This window comes from Paenibacillus elgii NBRC 100335, from assembly GCF_004000865.1.
Taxonomy (GTDB): domain Bacteria; phylum Bacillota; class Bacilli; order Paenibacillales; family NBRC-103111; genus Paenibacillus_G; species Paenibacillus_G elgii.
In genome coordinates, this window is record NZ_BIMB01000030.1 from 19,151 (window position 1) to 35,047 (window position 15,897).

General features: G+C 53.1%; 17 protein-coding genes and 1 pseudogene. 11 read left to right on the top strand and 7 right to left on the bottom strand.

Features of this window, described 5'->3' with window-relative positions; translation table 11 throughout:
• Positions 1 to 18: 18 nt before the first annotated feature.
• From PEL01S_RS20915 to PEL01S_RS20925, 3 genes are all read left to right on the top strand, one after another.
• On the top strand, positions 19 to 1,182 hold the full coding sequence (locus tag PEL01S_RS20915; RefSeq protein WP_127461681.1) for an efflux RND transporter periplasmic adaptor subunit: 1,164 nt from the start codon (positions 19 to 21) through the stop codon (positions 1,180 to 1,182).
• A 44-nt stretch (positions 1,183 to 1,226) separates the two neighbouring features.
• Positions 1,227 to 2,558 carry an ABC transporter substrate-binding protein gene (locus PEL01S_RS20920; protein WP_127461682.1) on the top strand — a complete coding sequence of 444 codons (1,332 nt, stop codon included), beginning with the start codon at positions 1,227 to 1,229 and terminating at the stop codon, positions 2,556 to 2,558.
• Positions 2,559 to 2,683: 125 nt separating this feature from the next.
• Entirely contained in the window at positions 2,684 to 3,361 is a 678-nt protein-coding gene (locus PEL01S_RS20925) for a stalk domain-containing protein (protein WP_163768369.1), read from the top strand.
• A gap of 2 nt (positions 3,362 to 3,363) precedes the next feature.
• On the opposite strand, the gene PEL01S_RS20930 is transcribed toward PEL01S_RS20925, so the two are convergent.
• From PEL01S_RS20930 to PEL01S_RS20940, 3 genes are all read right to left on the bottom strand, one after another.
• The gene (locus PEL01S_RS20930) at positions 3,364 to 3,963 is read right to left on the bottom strand and encodes a short chain dehydrogenase (RefSeq protein WP_127461684.1); all 600 of its coding nucleotides are present in this window, start codon (positions 3,961 to 3,963) and stop codon (positions 3,364 to 3,366) included.
• A 121-nt stretch (positions 3,964 to 4,084) separates the two neighbouring features.
• Complete coding sequence (locus tag PEL01S_RS20935) at positions 4,085 to 6,211, bottom strand: cadherin-like beta sandwich domain-containing protein (protein ID WP_127461685.1); 2,127 nt, start codon at positions 6,209 to 6,211, stop codon at positions 4,085 to 4,087.
• 110 nt (positions 6,212 to 6,321) lie between these two features.
• Positions 6,322 to 6,888, bottom strand: coding sequence for a beta-class carbonic anhydrase (locus PEL01S_RS20940; protein ID WP_127461686.1), 567 nt, complete (start codon positions 6,886 to 6,888; stop codon positions 6,322 to 6,324).
• A gap of 197 nt (positions 6,889 to 7,085) precedes the next feature.
• Between PEL01S_RS20940 and PEL01S_RS20945 the strand changes: the two genes are divergently transcribed.
• The 4 genes and pseudogenes from PEL01S_RS20945 to PEL01S_RS20960 form a co-directional block, all read left to right on the top strand.
• Positions 7,086 to 8,033, top strand: a complete 948-nt coding sequence (locus PEL01S_RS20945; RefSeq protein WP_127461687.1) for a helix-turn-helix transcriptional regulator — start codon at positions 7,086 to 7,088, stop codon at positions 8,031 to 8,033.
• Positions 8,034 to 8,098: 65 nt separating this feature from the next.
• Positions 8,099 to 8,638 (top strand): DinB family protein, encoded by a 540-nt coding sequence (locus PEL01S_RS20950; protein WP_127461688.1) that lies wholly within the window; start codon positions 8,099 to 8,101, stop codon positions 8,636 to 8,638.
• 31 nt (positions 8,639 to 8,669) lie between these two features.
• Positions 8,670 to 9,155, top strand: a complete 486-nt coding sequence (locus PEL01S_RS20955; protein ID WP_127461689.1) for an EVE domain-containing protein — start codon at positions 8,670 to 8,672, stop codon at positions 9,153 to 9,155.
• Between the two features lie 194 nt (positions 9,156 to 9,349).
• Positions 9,350 to 9,567: pseudogene (locus PEL01S_RS20960) on the top strand (integrase core domain-containing protein); the annotation flags it as partial.
• A gap of 102 nt (positions 9,568 to 9,669) precedes the next feature.
• Here PEL01S_RS20960 and PEL01S_RS20965 read toward each other — a convergent pair.
• Positions 9,670 to 9,861, bottom strand: a complete 192-nt coding sequence (locus PEL01S_RS20965) for a hypothetical protein (RefSeq protein WP_127461690.1) — start codon at positions 9,859 to 9,861, stop codon at positions 9,670 to 9,672.
• A 180-nt stretch (positions 9,862 to 10,041) separates the two neighbouring features.
• Between PEL01S_RS20965 and PEL01S_RS20970 the strand changes: the two genes are divergently transcribed.
• Entirely contained in the window at positions 10,042 to 10,707 is a 666-nt protein-coding gene (locus PEL01S_RS20970) for a hypothetical protein (protein WP_063185339.1), read from the top strand.
• 280 nt (positions 10,708 to 10,987) lie between these two features.
• Here the strand turns inward: PEL01S_RS20970 and PEL01S_RS20975 are convergent, their stop codons facing one another.
• The gene (locus PEL01S_RS20975; RefSeq protein WP_127461691.1) at positions 10,988 to 11,728 is read right to left on the bottom strand and encodes an SDR family NAD(P)-dependent oxidoreductase; all 741 of its coding nucleotides are present in this window, start codon (positions 11,726 to 11,728) and stop codon (positions 10,988 to 10,990) included.
• Between the two features lie 129 nt (positions 11,729 to 11,857).
• Between PEL01S_RS20975 and PEL01S_RS20980 the strand changes: the two genes are divergently transcribed.
• The gene (locus PEL01S_RS20980) at positions 11,858 to 12,736 is read left to right on the top strand and encodes a LysR family transcriptional regulator (RefSeq protein ID WP_127461692.1); all 879 of its coding nucleotides are present in this window, start codon (positions 11,858 to 11,860) and stop codon (positions 12,734 to 12,736) included.
• Positions 12,737 to 12,781: 45 nt separating this feature from the next.
• Here PEL01S_RS20980 and PEL01S_RS20985 read toward each other — a convergent pair whose 3' ends face one another.
• Together PEL01S_RS20985 and PEL01S_RS20990 are read right to left on the bottom strand one after the other, a co-directional pair.
• Positions 12,782 to 13,129: a spore coat protein gene (locus PEL01S_RS20985; RefSeq protein WP_127461693.1), complete on the bottom strand. Its 348-nt coding sequence runs from the start codon at positions 13,127 to 13,129 to the stop codon at positions 12,782 to 12,784.
• A gap of 25 nt (positions 13,130 to 13,154) precedes the next feature.
• Positions 13,155 to 13,460 (bottom strand): ferritin-like domain-containing protein, encoded by a 306-nt coding sequence (locus tag PEL01S_RS20990; RefSeq protein ID WP_063185333.1) that lies wholly within the window; start codon positions 13,458 to 13,460, stop codon positions 13,155 to 13,157.
• A gap of 480 nt (positions 13,461 to 13,940) precedes the next feature.
• Between PEL01S_RS20990 and PEL01S_RS20995 the strand changes: the two genes are divergently transcribed.
• Together PEL01S_RS20995 and PEL01S_RS21000 are read left to right on the top strand one after the other, a co-directional pair.
• The gene (locus tag PEL01S_RS20995) at positions 13,941 to 14,954 is read left to right on the top strand and encodes an ABC transporter permease (RefSeq protein ID WP_204343704.1); all 1,014 of its coding nucleotides are present in this window, start codon (positions 13,941 to 13,943) and stop codon (positions 14,952 to 14,954) included.
• A gap of 47 nt (positions 14,955 to 15,001) precedes the next feature.
• A complete protein-coding gene (locus tag PEL01S_RS21000) occupies positions 15,002 to 15,880 on the top strand; it encodes an ABC transporter permease (protein WP_255320145.1) in 879 nt (292 codons plus the stop codon).
• Positions 15,881 to 15,897: the final 17 nt, after the last annotated feature.

Here is a 15,897-nt window from a genome sequence, read left to right on the forward strand (position 1 = left end):
GAGGCGGGGGACGCGGAAATGGGACCGAACGAAGAGCCCGTAGAACGTAGTCGCAAAAGAAAGCTTCGCGCGGTGTTCGGCAGCTTTATCGCGCTGCTCGTGCTGTTCACCTTATTCGGCAATACGCTGCAGTCGTTGACCTTGCCAAAGGTCAGAACGGAGAAGCCGACGCGCGCGGGCTTGGTCTATACGCTTGAAGGAAGCGGGAACCTGAAGCCGATCGCGGAGGCCAAGCTAACGAATCCCGGCGGCTGGAAGGTCAAAGCGGTTCACGTGAAGGAAGGGGACCGGGTGGCGAAGGGACAGGCGCTTGTCACCTATGACAGCTCGTCCGCTGAGCGGGAACTGCAGGATGAAAAGGCGCAACTGGAAAAGCAACAAATCGAGCTGCAAAATACCCAGGACCGCTTCATCGTATCGGCACAGGAAGCGGACGAGATGAAGAAGCGGAGCGTTAGCCGCGATCTGGAGAAGCAAAAAATCGATCTGGGCATCCAGGAACGCAAAATCAAGCAATTGGAGGACCGTCTGGCCAGCCAAAAAGAAATTTCCGCCCCGTTCGACGGGATGATTACGAAATTGAATGCCGTCGTGGGCTTGGCTTCCGCGGGAGAGCCAGATGTTGTGATCACGAACGAAAGCCGGGGCTACCGGTTCGAATTTATCGCCGATGCGCCGCTGTTGACCAATCTGGGAATTTCCCTGGAGGACAAGGTGCAGGTCGAAGTTCAGGCCATAGGGGGTCAGCAGCCGACTATGCTGGAAGGTGCCATTCTGGAGTTGGCGGATGCCGAGCCGCGCATGGCGAGCTCGTCCGATAAAAAGGCCAATCAGACAGCTACGATCGCCCGGAAAGTGGTGCGCGTGAAGGTGGCGGCCTCCGAACTGAAAGGAGGTGAGCAGGCATGGGTCAAACTCACGAAGCGCTCGCAGCAAGAGGGGCTGTTGATTTCGAACGAGGCCATACATGAGGATCGCGCAGGCAAGTTCATCTATAAAGTGGAAGAACGGAAAGGCGCTTTGGGTGATGTGTTTATTGTGCGCAAGGTCCAAATTCGTGCCACGGAAACGAATGACAAAGTAACGAAGGTTCCGGAGGATGGCAGCGTGTACGAGGGCGATCTGATCATTCTGGAAAGCAGCGAGCCCTTGCAGGATGGCAATCGGGTGCGTTTGCAGTAGCCGCGCACGAATATAAATCATTGGATGGAAAAGAGGAATCTACGATGAAAAAACGATTGGGGATTGGATTCGCCTGCGCGATTCTTGCCACGACAACCGCATGCGGAAACGGCAATGAGACGACGGCAAGCAAGGAGCAGCCGAACTCGAAAGAGGGAAAGAAGGTTGTGACCTTATCTCTAAAAGAGCCGAGTCCGTACTACGAGGCGGCTGCGAAGAAATTCAAGGAGAAGTATCCCGACATCGACGTGCAAATCCAGAGCTTCAAGCAACCGGGCGATGAGCGTGTCGATAACGAGAAATATATAAAAACGACGAACACGGCGCTGCTATCGGGAAAAGGCGCGGATATTATCGACACGAGCGGCTTGCCCACCGACAAATATGTGAATCAAAAGCTTTTCCTGAACATGAGCGATATGCTGGACCAGGACAAAACGGTGAATAAAAGCAACTTGCAGATGAACGTTTTGGACGCGATGAAATTGAACGGCGGCCTGTATACGATGCCTGCCAGTTTCTTCTTGATTGCACTCGTAGGGGACGGGGACATTCTGGAGAAGGCCAACATAAAGGTCGACGACAAAAGCTGGAATTGGAAGCAATTCGAGGAGATAGGCCGAAAGCTGGTGCAGCAGACAGCGAGCGGCAAGGACCGCCGCAATTTCTTGGAGAGTAATCCGCCGCATTACATCCTGCAGGAAAGGGTGACGGACAGCTACGGACAATTGATCGACCGCGCGACCCGGAAAGCCAAATTCGACTCCCCCGCGTTCACGGACATGCTGCGGCAAGTTAAAAAGCTGTATGACGACAAAATCATGATAGCCCAAGCGACGGATAAAGAAAATCCGCTGTTCTACACCCAGCGGATCTTCTCGCCGGCCGATTTTATCAAGGGCCCCTATGCAAAATTCTCCAATCCGAAGCTGCTGCAAAAGCCGCACCCGGAAGGAAAAACCGGCGGAATCCGGATCGTTACCACCTCGGAGCTTGCGATACAAGCCAAATCCGAGGTCAAAGAGGAGGCGTGGAAGTTTATGGCCTTCTTGCTATCCGAAGAAGTGCAGTCGTCTCCCTACCAGGACAGATTTTCCCTCCTGAAATCGGTGAACGAGAAGAAGCTGGACGAGCTTCAGAAGCAAACGAAAGGCGGAGCGTATAAGCTTGAGGATGGAAAAACGGCGAAGGTGTCGGAGGAGGACTTTGCCCGATTCAAGCAGTTCCTTCATACGGCCGATCGTTATGCTGACGAGGATGTTAAAGTGTTTAACATCATCTATGACGAGGCCGTAGCGTTCTTCAGCGGCCAGAAGTCCGCGGAGGAAGTCGCGAAGCTGATCCAGAACCGGACGACAACTTACTTGAACGAATAAGGAAACATCACGGCGGGAAGAGCCGACGTATGCCGCAACCGTAACGATGGCAGTCGCAGCAGCGGCAAAAAGCCGCTCCGCGTAATATAATGGATCAAGATGCGGAAAAGGAAGGACGGTATCTTTTGAGAAAATATATTATAGCTTCGATCGTCTGCGTATTCGTAGTGATTACCGTTGCGGCTTACGGGGCAAGCTCCTCTCTGGACTTTCTAACGTCCGAGAAATTCGTCATCAACGGGGCAGGCAAAAGGTTGTCCGTGATCAACTATAACGGACACGTCTATGTCCCGCTGCGCTTCGTGGCGGAACAGATGGCCGCGGACATTGATTACCGAGAGGACGAGCGGACAACGTATATTCAGCAACAAAGCGTCAAATTTGACGGACGGAACTTCGCGCCCGTTCCCTCCGTTGCCTATGAGAAGAAAACCGAGAGCGGAATCGTCTGGATGCAGGAGATTCCGCTGCTTGATGGCAACGCATGTTGGACGGATTGCTTCAATCCCTACACAGGGCCCGGCCTGGCATCAGAAATGATCAAGCAAGCCGAATACCCTCCGGTGGCCGTGAAGCCGGAATCGGATATTGTCATTACATACCCGAAGGGCATGAAGCCCTTGCACCTGGAGGTTACTATGGCGTCCGAATCGGATGCCGGCAAAAAAGAAGATAAGGCGGTGCCCTTGGACGGTGATCGGCTGCACTTACCCAAACAACCCGAACGCTACACGATCTCGATCTATGCCTACTGGAATAAAAACCAACAAACAAGATCTATTTTTGCAGTCGATGTGAAATAGGGTTAATAAACCTCGTAGCACTGTCCGGTCTGTTTGCCTTCGATGCTCTTCTGATACGCGGCGGCCGCTTTGCTGGCGGGAACGGGCACGAATCCGGCAAAATAACCGGCATAATCGTTCCAAGATTCTTCCAGCACGTTTGGACTGACGGTGTTAATCCGGATGCCCCGCGGCATCTCGATCGCAGCCGACTTGACGAACGCCCGGATGGCGCCGTTGGCCATCGCGGAAGAGGTTCCTTGCGCGATAGGATCGTCCATCAGAATGCCTGACACCAGCGTAAAGCTGCCGCCGTCATGGACATAATCCAATCCGAGCAGAACGATATTGACCTGGCCTTTGAGCTTGCCGTCGATGGCAACCTGATTATCCTCCGGGGTCATATCGGTCAGTGGAAGAAACTTGGCGCTTCCCGCCGTGACAACGACCGCATCGACTTCTCCTACCGCTTCGTACATCGCTGCGATGCTCTCCGTTGATGTCATATCTACGGTCACATCGCCACCGCGCCGTGCCGCTTTTATAATCTCGTGGTTATCCTTCAATCGGTCGACGACAGCTCTGCCAAGCGTTCCCGTAGCGCCAACAACTAATATTCTCATCGGTTAACCGCCTTTCCAGTCATATTAATGCAAATTTTACCATGCATTTGTGTCCGGTTCAATTGCGCCTCCGGATGAGCGAAAAAGCAGCCGTCCCCCGATGCCGGGAAACGGCTGCTTTCTATGATTGCTGCGGCGAAACGAATTTCGCCCCGATCTGTTTCAATACAATCGCCACATCTTCACGGGTAAATTGACCGTCTCCGTTCAAGTCATTATGCCCGTACGGCGAGTTCAAATAAGCGAGAACTTCACGAATGCCAATCCCGTCATGGTCGGTATCGAAATCGGCCAGTCTGCGCTGCATTTGCTGAATAGGGTCTCCGTAGACTACCTTGAGGCTTACGGCCGCGTTCGTCTCCCCGCTAAGGCTGCGTACCGCGCCGGCTTGGACACGGAATTCCAGATCATCCCCCGGCTGAAGCGGCCCGCTCGCGGTGAAGCCTGCTTCGGCGCCTCCCGGCGTGTAGACGACATCGGTTACCGACAGCGCCGTGTTGCGGCTCATATTGGTGACGCTGAAGTAGGACGCATCCGCAACGGACCGCAGCGGCTCGGAGAAGGTCAGCCGGACCTTCATCCCATCCATGACCAGCTTCGTCAATACTGGCGTTCCGGCTTGAGACACGCGAATGGCGTATACCCGGGTCGTCCCGTCCTGTGCGGTAACCAGCACTTCGATGACATTTTGCGTGCCGGAGATCAAGGGCAGCGCCGGGCTGTCCATGCCGCTCTGAACGGGAACGTAGCTGCCGCTGTTGACGCGGACCTGAATCGTAGCAACCCGGTTACCGTCTGGTAGCACGGGCTTTACCGTCAGCGATGGGACGGATTGGCTTACCGTTATGGAATAGTCCGTTACCTGGCTGGAGAAGTCAAGGTGTCCGGGCGAAACGGTTAAGCTGGACAAGCTGGCGTCGTTACTCTTTAATCTTGTTACGGTGAGGGTATATATTTTTTCCACGGACGGGTCCTCGGCCAATACTTTGATCTCCAGCGTATTGCTGCCCACCGTCAGAGGCAGGGTAGAGGGAGAGCCGCTCGCCGCCGGTATGTAGCTGCCTCCGTTGGCGCGAACGTAGACGGAGGCGTTCACATCGGATAACGCAGGCGTTACCGCCAAGCTGGACGTAGAGTACGGGACATCCGCCATCGTATAGGCCAGCTTTTCGGACGCGAACGCTTCGTTCAAGGTTCCGGGGGCCACGTCCAGCTTGTTTAACCATGCGTCGTTGTTTTGCCGTTTCACGGTCATGTTATAGATATTCGTTTTCGTTCCGTCTTCCGCGATCACTTTGATCTGGATGCGGTTGCTCCCGACGTTCAAGGCAAACGGCTGGCTGGGCAAGCCGCTGCTAATCGTTGTGAAGCCTCCGTCGTTAATTTGAAGCTGCACGGTCGCTGCCGTATCGGCCGCCGTCGGTGTGACCGTCATTTCCTGGGTCGCATAGCTGACATCCGCCAGAACATATCCCATAAGATACGGTTGAAAAGGCGGACTTAGCGTGCTCCCGGATACGGTTAAAGCGCTCAACTCCGAATTCGTGCCCGGCGCAGCCCGCATGACCGTAATCGTATACGTTTTATTGACCGTTTTATCGTTCGATGTGGTCTGCACCGTAATCGTATTGCTGCCGACGTTCAAAGGAACAGGGGCGGACGCCGTCCCGTCGGTTGCTGCCGATCCGTTGATGCTGAAGGAGGCGGCGGGGTCGTCCAATACCCCGGTGAGCGACAGGCTGCTCGTCGCATAAGGAACGCTTGCTGTATAGCTCGTCGCGGAAGGCTGGAAAGCCGGGGTTAACGCCGCTCCGTTTATACGCAAATCGCTCAAATCCGCATCGTTTGTCGCCGGAAAATACACATGGATCAAGTACGTCTTGATCGTGGATGAATCGGCCGAGGTAACCCTGATTTGAAACTTGTTGTCTCCCCGATTCGTCGCGATATAGCCGGTCGACGTATTTTCGCCCAGCGTGATCCAGGAGCTTCCGTTCATCGAGTACGCCATCGTCGCCCCGGAGTTCGCAGGGGTGGCGGCGGTGAAGAAGCCTTGCTCGGAGCTGCGCATCTTCACCCAATATTCCGACACGGACGGTGAAAATGCGGGCGAGAGCGCCCCTGCACCCTGATGAATGCTCGTCAGATCGGCATCTGCTTCGTTACCTGCCGCATGCGTATGCCAAGGGAAAATAACAATAAACATCATAGCCGTAAAAATGACCATCAAAAGCTTGGAAATTCGCACAAAACGTCCCCCTTCATGATGATAACCACCATTGTGAAAAAATGTATGGCATTCTCGCTGCCGCGTTTCGAATGTTTAGGAAAGCAGGAGGTTTCCATGCTATGACCGGGTCAGCCTTCCCGGTAGTCCTCGACAATGACCTCGACCGCCCCGGTCTCGGGGTCCATCACGAAGCCGTGAACAGGGATCGCTTGGGGGAACAGCGGATGTCTGCGGATCATTTTCACGCTGTGCATGACGCCTTCCTCCGCACAGCTAAAGCCTCGCAAAAACTTTTCCATGCGAATGCCGGATCGCTCAAGCGTCTCGATCACTAACGGATCGATGTCATGCTCTGCGAATTTGTTCACCATGCGCGCCGGATCAATCTCCGTCATACCGCAGCCGTGGTGGCCGATCACGATCACCTCGCGCGCGCCCAGCTCGTAGACGGCGACCAGCAGGCTGCGCATGGCGCTGCCGAACGGCTGAGTCAAAATCGCGCCAGCATTTTTGATGAACTTTGCATCTCCGTTTTTGAGGCCCAGCGCCTTCGGAAGCAGCTCGCTCAGCCGCGTGTCCATGCAGGTCAGCACGGCGACTTCTTTATCGGGATATTTATCCGTTAAGTAATCTTCATACCGTTTCTCGGCAACGAATTTCTTATTGAATTCCAGTAAGCTCGGGACAATTGACATTGTGTGTGACCTCCTTGCTGCACGCTAGATTCTTATGTTTAAGTCTAGCATCAAATGCAGGAGAATGAATAGTAAAAATCTGTTTAACATTGCTATGAAAGTCTTATATTTTTCATTTGGTTATTGTAATAATATGAGCAGTAGAGCAATAATAGCTTTCGATAGCATTCGATCCTATAGGGGAGGACGCGGCCGAGATGAACAAGACGGATCGTTTGTTAGCCATCGTCATCGAATTACAGCGCAAAGGGGTGCTGCGGGCGGAGGATTTGGCGGCACGCTTCGAGACGAGCACGCGGACCATCTACCGGGACATTCAGGCGCTTAGCGAAGCGGGGGTACCGGTTGTCGGCGCTCCGGGGCAGGGCTATTCCTTGATGGAGGGGTATTTTCTGCCTCCGGTTAGCTTTACGGTGGAAGAAGCGGTGGCGCTGCTGATCGGAACGGACTTCGTCGAACAAAAGTTCGATACCGGGTATGGTGTGAAGGCGCAGAGCGCCCGGGGGAAGATCGAAGCCGTCTTGCCGGAGAGCGTCAGCAATGAGGCGTCCCGGGTCCGCGCGACCATGCGGCTGCTGGCTGCAGGTGATGCGCCAATCAGCGGGCAAGAGAAACAATATGTGGAAGCCCTGCGGAAAGCGATATTGGAGCGGAGGAAGGTCAAGTTCCATTACTCGAAGAACAGGCCGGAGATGGATGGGAACCGCCACAGCCACCGCACGGCCGCCCCTTATGGTCTTGTCCTTGTTCGGGGTTCATGGATCTTGGTTGCGCATTGCGAGCTGCGGCAGGAGCTGCGCCATTTCCGTTTGTCCCGAATGAGCGGCCTGACCGCTCTGGAGGACCCGTTCTCGTTTCCTCCGGATTTTCAATTGCAGGATTACTTGCCTGCGGATGACCGGAACGTCCGGGTGCGGGTTCTGGTAAGTCCGGCGATCGCAGATCGGGTGAAGGAAACGTGCAGCTTTTACCTGGAAGCCTTCGAGGATCGGGAGGAAGGCTTGGTTATCACGTTTCGCGTCCGGCAGCCCGAGGAGCTGCTGCATTGGGTGCTCGGCTGGGGAGCGAATGCGGTGGTGCTGGAGCCGGAGGCGCTGAAGATCCGGGTCCGGGAAGAAGCCGAAAAGATGTTGAAGCGCTACTGACATACTGTTGTCAGTAGCGTTTTTGTATAGTAAGAGCAGATGATGAAAAGGAGCTGGAATAAGCTATGAATACAACGGAAATTTTGCGGGGTTTTGAGGAAATTACAGAGCATTACATTCAGGAGCTGGAAGGCTTCAGTATGGAACAGTTGAAGCGGCAGCCGGGAGCGAACGAATGGTCGCTCGGACAAATGTATCAGCATTTGATTAACGCTGCATTGTACATGCAGCTTGCCAACGCGGAGCGCTGCCTGACGCCGGAGGGGAATGACGCCATATCTGCAGGCGAAAAGACGGAGGTGGGGGCAGCCATATTCGAGCAAGGAAGCTTTCCGCCGGTGCGCATCCAGGTCCCGCCTTCACCGCAATATACGCCTCAGCAGCCCGAAAGCAAAGAGCAGCTTGTCGAAGGGTTGAAATCTGTCGTGCGCCGCATGAACGAGATTGCGCCAAAGCTGGAAAATGTGCCGCTGCACCATACCGTCGCCCATCCCCGATTTGGGGGACTGACCGCGGAAGAATGGTTCAGGCTCGTCGAAATGCATTACCGCCACCATCTTCTGCAGAAGGACCGTTTGAAGCAAGCTCTCTTGCTTAACGCTTAACTGCAGCGGGAATGAACAGGAGGAATGACAAATGCTGGACCAATCGATACCCGGGCAAGAGCGCTACTGGATTGGCGTTGTTTCCGCCTCCCATGTAAGCCGGGGCGTGCAGGGCGGGTTCGCCCAGCTGTGCCACGGCAAGTCTGCGCCGCTCCGGAGGATGCGCCCCGGAGACTGGCTCATTTATTATTCTCCGCGTACGGACATGAAGGAAGGGGAGCCGCTGCAAGCCTTTACCGCTATCGGACAGGTGGCGGACGACCGGGTTTACGAATACCGGATGTCCGATTCCTTCGTGCCGTTCCGCCGGGATATCCGCTATGTGCCCTGCAGCGTAGTGAAAATCGCCCCGCTGCTGGATCGGCTCAGCTTTACGCGCGGGAACCGGCATTGGGGGTATAAGTTGCGCTCGGGCCATTTCGAGATCGCGCGGGAGGATTTTCTGACGATTGCCGGAGCGATGCTGGGCGAGGCGGGAACTCTCAAAATAGAGACCGGAAATATATCTATATCTTGAGGCTGGACTTGCCCAAGCGACGAGCTTGGGGCGTCCGGTTTTTCTTTTTTTTAAGCAGACTGTAACTTACCCCACCGACCTTCTTGTTCGGGAAAGTCAAGGGCGGATTTTCTACCTTGGCCGGATGGGCACAATCTTTGAAAAGCTTTACGGCATAAAGCATACATGACGCGGTATACAGAACATCAACAAGTGAGTCGATGTCTCGTAAAGGAAACTGCTGGGATAATGCGTCCATGGAGTCGTTCTTTGGTCATATGAAGGACGAACTTAACTACAAAGATTGTCAATCTCTTAAAGAACTGCGCTACAGGTTAATGAGTATATGGCCCATTACAATTCAGAACGCTATCAATGGACATTAAAAAAGATGACTCCTGATGAATTCAGAAGCCATCTCTTAGCTGCTTAAAAGACCATAGTCACTTTTTCAATGCTGTCCACAAAGGGGGTTACAGTTCAAGTATTACCGACATGGTGTTTTTTTAGCCCTTCTGTTCAATTTATTGATCAACTATTTTCGTCCCCACAGTGCCATTGCAATAATTTCTATTAAGCCCACTACGACAAAAACTATTGATCCTACCAAAAGAGATGTTTGAAGATCTACGTTCAAAATGCTAGGCAAAATTGTGAATAAAATAATAAAATTCAAAATATTCCAAGGTAGTCTTTTTTTTAAAAAATTAAGTAGTACTTGTTTCATTGTATAATTTCTCCCTTTTGAGTTTGTTTAATTTTACCATATTATCGAATTTCTTGCGCTATGATAACTGAAAAAAATTTTATATATCTAGGTTTTTATTGAATATATACCCTTAAATTGATAATATTAATTTGTTAGCAAAAATATTCATTTATTTCAAAATAATAGGAGGTTTTCGGGGTGAAAAAAATTATTGTCGCTTCGTCTTTATCTTTGGCCTTACTGGGAAGTCAGGTCGGCTCTGCTTTTGCTGCTCCTCAAGAAGTTACTGTTCAAGCTGATCAGGCAATTTCACAACTTTCACAGGCTTTTATCGATAAGGTTAATCCATATGTAAAAATTGATTCTGCTAAACAGTTTTATTTGACCAAAGAAGCAGAAAAAATCTTAAGCAAAGCAGACATTCAGACAGCCAAAGAAGTAATCGAAAAGACGAATGATTTTGTGAGAGAACATGCACAGGAGTTGTCTATCTCCAGCAACGGTACATTAGTGCCGACACAATTCGAACGCGCTGCTATCAATTTAGGTGATAATTTTTCTTTTGATATTGCTTGGTGGGGAACTCAGATTCACTTCTCTCATGAATTTGTTCAAAAATTTAAGGACAATGTTCTTTTATATACTGCATCTGTTGCAGGAACAATTGCTGCCATGCAAGCTACTATGCTTTTCTTTTCGGTGACTCCTCCTGCTTGGTTTGCTTCTGCGGTGACCGCCGTTGCAGCAGCTGGAGCATGGATGCTTATAAACACAGACAAAGGAGCAGGCACTTACGTAGACTTTTATGGATGGTATGGAACTATTGGTATAACAGTCCCAGTTCCTATTTTCCACTCTTATTAACTCTGGGCGGCGAATCTGATTTCGTGGAACAATGCAAAAAAACGGCTCTTGTTCGCATTACGCGGCAAGAGCCGTTTTTTTGGTTTTCTTCGAATTTATTATCAAGTCCTTGGCTTCTCAAACGATAGGCATGGGTCCCCCAGTTCACCGGCCCTAAAACTCAAGCGACCACAGTACCGGGTTCCATTGGTATTTTTTACGGGCCTCGTTGCGGGTATGGCTCTACGGGGCAGGGCACGCCTAGCGCCGAAGAACCGCGGACCTCCGCACCAGAATCCCATTACAGCGTCTGCCCGCTGTCGACCGTAATGATCTGGCCGGTCATGGCTTCCTGCTCCAAGGCGGCGCAGATCATGCGGGCGATATCCTCGGGCGTGGAAATGCGCTGCAGCAATAGCTGCGGGGCCAGCCGCTTCATTTGCTCTTCCTTGCCGTCCCACCAACGGGTCGCGACGGCTCCGGGAACGATGCAGGAGACGCGGATATACGGCGCCAGGGCGCGCGCCAAAGATTTCGTCAGGCCGTGCACGGCCGCTTTCGATACGGCATACGGCAGCGAAGAGCCTAAACCAGTGATCCCGGCGATGCTGCCTACATTCACGATGGCTCCCTGCTTGTTGCTTTTCATGAAAGGAGCCACGGCCCTCGCGCAGAAAAACGTCCCCTTCACATTGACGCCGTAGAGCTCATCCCACACCTCATCCGTTGCCGCTTCCAGATCGTCCATCGGAATGTGCCGGGTAATCCCGGCATTATTCACGAGCAGATCCACGGTCCCGAATTGCCGGACCGCTTGATCGACCATATGCCGCACTTCCCGGTCTAGGGAGATATCGGCCTGGATCGCCACTGCTTGCCCGCCTTTGTCCTTGATGCTTTGAACCGTTACTTCCGCATCGGCAGCGGATCGCGAATAATTCACGATAACCGCCGCCCCCCGTTCAGCCAACGCAAGACAGGCCGCTCTGCCGATGCCCGTACCTCCGCCCGTGACCAGCGCTACTTTATTCCGCAAATTCATCGAAAATGCCCTCCTTATTCTTCGCTGCTTGTTATAAGTCGATTGTACGTCAGGAATCATGTTCTGTATAATTGAATTAAGTGAATACCAAGTTCATAAAAATTGAATTCGATAACCCGAGGGATGAGAATGGACCTGAAAATGCTAAAAACGTTTCAGACGATCGTGCAGCACGGCAGCTTCATCCGCGCCGCGGAAGAAATGAATTATGCCCAGTCTACTGTCACGATGCAGATGCAAAAGCTGGAATCCGATTTGGGCGTTCAGTTGATCGAGCGCGGTAAGAAAATCCGGCTAACCGAGGCGGGGCGGCTGCTCTACGAACAAAGCCTGCCGATTGTCAGAGACATGGAGCGGGTACAGCAACATATGTCCGAGCTGCAGTGGGGCATGGCGGGAAGCCTTCGTATGGGCGTGACGGAACCGACGGCAAGCTACCGGCTGCCGGCTGTTTTGAAGAGGTTTCTAACTCTCTATCCGAAGATTCGCATTGCGGTAGAGTTCGGAAGCACGCCGGCGCTGAGCGAACGGCTTCTTCAAGGCGACATCGACTTGGCCCTTTGCTCCGCGCCGGATTTGGGAGCCGAGCTCTACTTCGAGCCTTTGTTCAAAGAGCCATTTCTCGTCTTGATGCCCGAAGACCATCCGTTGGCGAAGCAGGAGGTCGTCGAACCGGATCAGATCCGGGAATACCCGCTGCTCATCACCTCAACCACCTGTCCGTATCGGCGGAAGCTTGAGATGGTCATGCAGGATGCCGGAGGCATGCCGTTAAACACGATGGAAATCGGCAGCATGACGGCCTTGAAATATTATGTCGCCGGTGGATTAGGCGTTGCTCTGGTGCCGAAGATTACCGTGGATTCGCTGCCGGAAGGAACGACGGCCCGGGCCATCAGCGGCGATCTCATCGAGATGACCTTCGGCCTGCTCTGCAAAACGTCGGAGGTTCCTTTGAAGCTGGCAGGGGCAAAGCTGTATCAATTTCTCAAGCAAGAGCTCCGATAGACAAAAATCAAGCCCCCGCCGTAAAAAGGCAGGAGCTTTCCCAACTCACTGATAAGGGAACTGCGACGAATACCCGCTGAACTGCTGCTGCGCTTGCTGAAGCTTCGGCTGCTCCTCGGCCTCCAACTTGTACCATCCGTTCTGAAACATCAGGTTAAACAGGTCGCGGGCGCTTTGATGCGTTTCCGTCAAAATCTGGAGCATATCGGCATGAAGCTGCTCGTGGCTGGCCTCGCGGACGGCCACGTTAAAGTTGTCGGTCAACAATTTGCATGTGGCCAGTCCGTCATTGAGGAAGTCGCGGTCGTTCATCTCCGGTCCTTTAACCTGTGGCAGCTGTCCGGTTTGCGGATTAGCGATTTCATTAGGGTTCTGGGCTTGCTGGCCTGGCATCGGCTGCATCCTCCTTACATTTGAATTATTGAGACGCCTGCTGTGACTGCTGCGGACGGGGCAGGTTGGCCATAGCTGCGGTATTGTTCACTTGCAGATGCGTAAGCAGCTTTTCATAATGGCGCTGATGCATCTGTCCGGCTTTATCGAGCGCCTGCTTGATTTGCGGGTTGGTCGCCTGCTGGGCAAAAAAATGAAATTTCTTAAAAGCCGACAGCTCCCAAGACAGCGCGTCCTTCAGGTAAAGCAAATCTTTCGTTGTAATCACGCGCGGCGGAACGGGAATCGGCGGCTGCGTCTGCTGAGCGGGAGGGGTCATCGTCGCTGGCATAAGCTTGCTCCTTTTCTGGTGAATTGGCGTACATGGTATAGAATGAGCCATTCAGGGACGAATATGCTTGGCGGAAAATGGAGAGCCGACCAAGTCGGGCCGTTGAACCCTTGGCCTGTCACTCTAAGCCTTATAGGATCTTCCGGATCCTGTAGGGCTTATTTTTATAGCGTGAACAGACTTGGAAAATTTTTGTGTCACCTTAACTAACACAAGTGGTCAAAAAAGCTGTGAAAAACGATTGATTTTTTAAGAAAAGTGAGTATAATCGAAATTAACAAAAAATTTAAAAAAGAACCACTGTACCGATAATAGGTACAAAAAGGGAGGGACGGCTCATAAGCTTCCATCATCTTGAAGCCCGGGAGTGACGCGGGAAGGACCCATCTAGGATGTACGGACGGCGCTACATGAACATCTCCTTCCATGCACACAATAGCTACAATGCCGTTACTTATTTTTACAAAAAGGGGGTAAGAGATGGTGGTTAACTACATCCTTCGGCGAATCGTGTTTATGATTCCGGGGCTGATCGGGATTGCACTGATTACGTTTATTATCTCAAGAGTCCTGCCCGGCGACCCGGCGGTGATGCTGGCAGGCGAACAAGCCCCTCCGGCTGTAGTCGAGAAAATTCGTCAAGAGATGGGGCTGAACAATCCGCTCTACGTACAATTCGTCGATTACATCAAGCAGCTGCTGCAAGGGGATTTCGGATTAGCCTGGCATACGGGCAATACGGTGCTCGGCGATTTTGCCACACGCTTCCCCGCCACGCTGGAGCTGACCATTGCGAGCTTCATCATTGCTGTCCTCGTTGCCGTTCCTGTCGGAATTATCGCCGCTACGAAGAAAGAATCGGTCGTCGACCACATTTCACGTATTTTCTCGCTCATCGGGGCCTGTGTTCCCGTCTTCTGGCTCGGATTGATCCTCATCTCCATTTTTTATTCCAAATTAGGCTGGGCCCCGGCGCCGCTGGGCCGCATCGGCGAAGACATTAACCCGCCTACGCATGTTACCGGATTATACTTGCTCGACAGTCTGCTTTCAGGGGATTTCATTGCTTTTCAGAAAGCGCTGTCACATCTGATTCTGCCTGCCATCTGTCTCAGTACGGGCACCATGGCGATTATCGCCCGCATGATGCGCTCCAGCATGCTGGAAGTGATCGGACAGGACTTTATCCGCACGGCCCGCGCCAAAGGGATTTACGAGCGCAGCGTCATTCTGAAGCACGCCCTCGTGAACGCGTTAATTCCTACTTTGACCGTACTCGGCTTGCAGTTCGGCTATCTGCTGGGCGGCGCGGTCATTACCGAAACGATCTTCGCTTGGCCGGGGATCGGCGGCTATGTGACCGAATCGATCCTGGCGACCGATTATGCGCCCATTCAAGCGTTTACACTGATCAGCGCCATTCTGTACAGCGTCATCAATTTGGCGGTGGATCTGCTTTACGGATTCATTGATCCGAGGATTCGATACGAATAACTGCCGAGGAAAGGAGAGTTCGACACGTGAGTAAATTTACAGCTTCCATTCCGGCTGCCAAGGCGAAGACGCGGGAAGGCAATAAGGCGGCGGCGACGCTCAGACTGCTGCTTCGCAATCGGCTCGCCGTAATCGGCCTTGCGTTTATTGTCATCTGGTCCGTATTGGCTCTGCTCGCGCCCGCCATCGCTCCGTACGGGCCGAACGAGACCAATACGGCGGTCAAGCTGCAGGCGCCGAGCGTGGCGCATTGGTTCGGGACGGACAATTTCGGCCGGGATATCTTCAGCCGGGTGCTCTACGGAGCGCAAATCACCATTTGGTCCGGCCTGATCGCCGTTGGCATTTCCTTCTGCGTCGGCGTTCCGCTGGGCGGGATCGCCGCTTATTACGGCGGAATGCTCGGGAATATCATCATGCGAATCATGGACATGCTGCTCGCATTTCCTTCCCTGGTGTTGGCGATGGCGATCGCCGCTTCCATGGGGCCGGGACTGACCAGCGCGATGATTGCCGTCGGTATCGTCGGCGTTCCCGAGTTCGCGCGGCTGATGCACGGACAGACCATCTCACTGCGGGAGAAAGAGTTCGTCGAAGCGGGGCGGGCCATCGGTTTGAAGGACTCCGTCATTTTGTTCCGGCACATTTTCCCCAACGCTTTGGCTCCGCTTATGGTGCGGGTGACGCTCGGCATGGGCTTCGCGATTCTGACGGCGGCCAGCCTGAACTTCCTCGGGCTTGGGGTCAAGCCGCCGACGGCGGAATGGGGCGCCATGATCTCCGAAGGCCGCGGCTACATTATTTCCGGCGACTGGTGGATCGTTACTTTTCCGGGACTAGCCATCGCCACCTCGATTCTCGGTTTTAACTTGCTTGGCGACGGTCTGCGCGACGTGCTGGACCCGCGGCTTCGCTCAAGCAAATAACTTGATATGCTGGACCA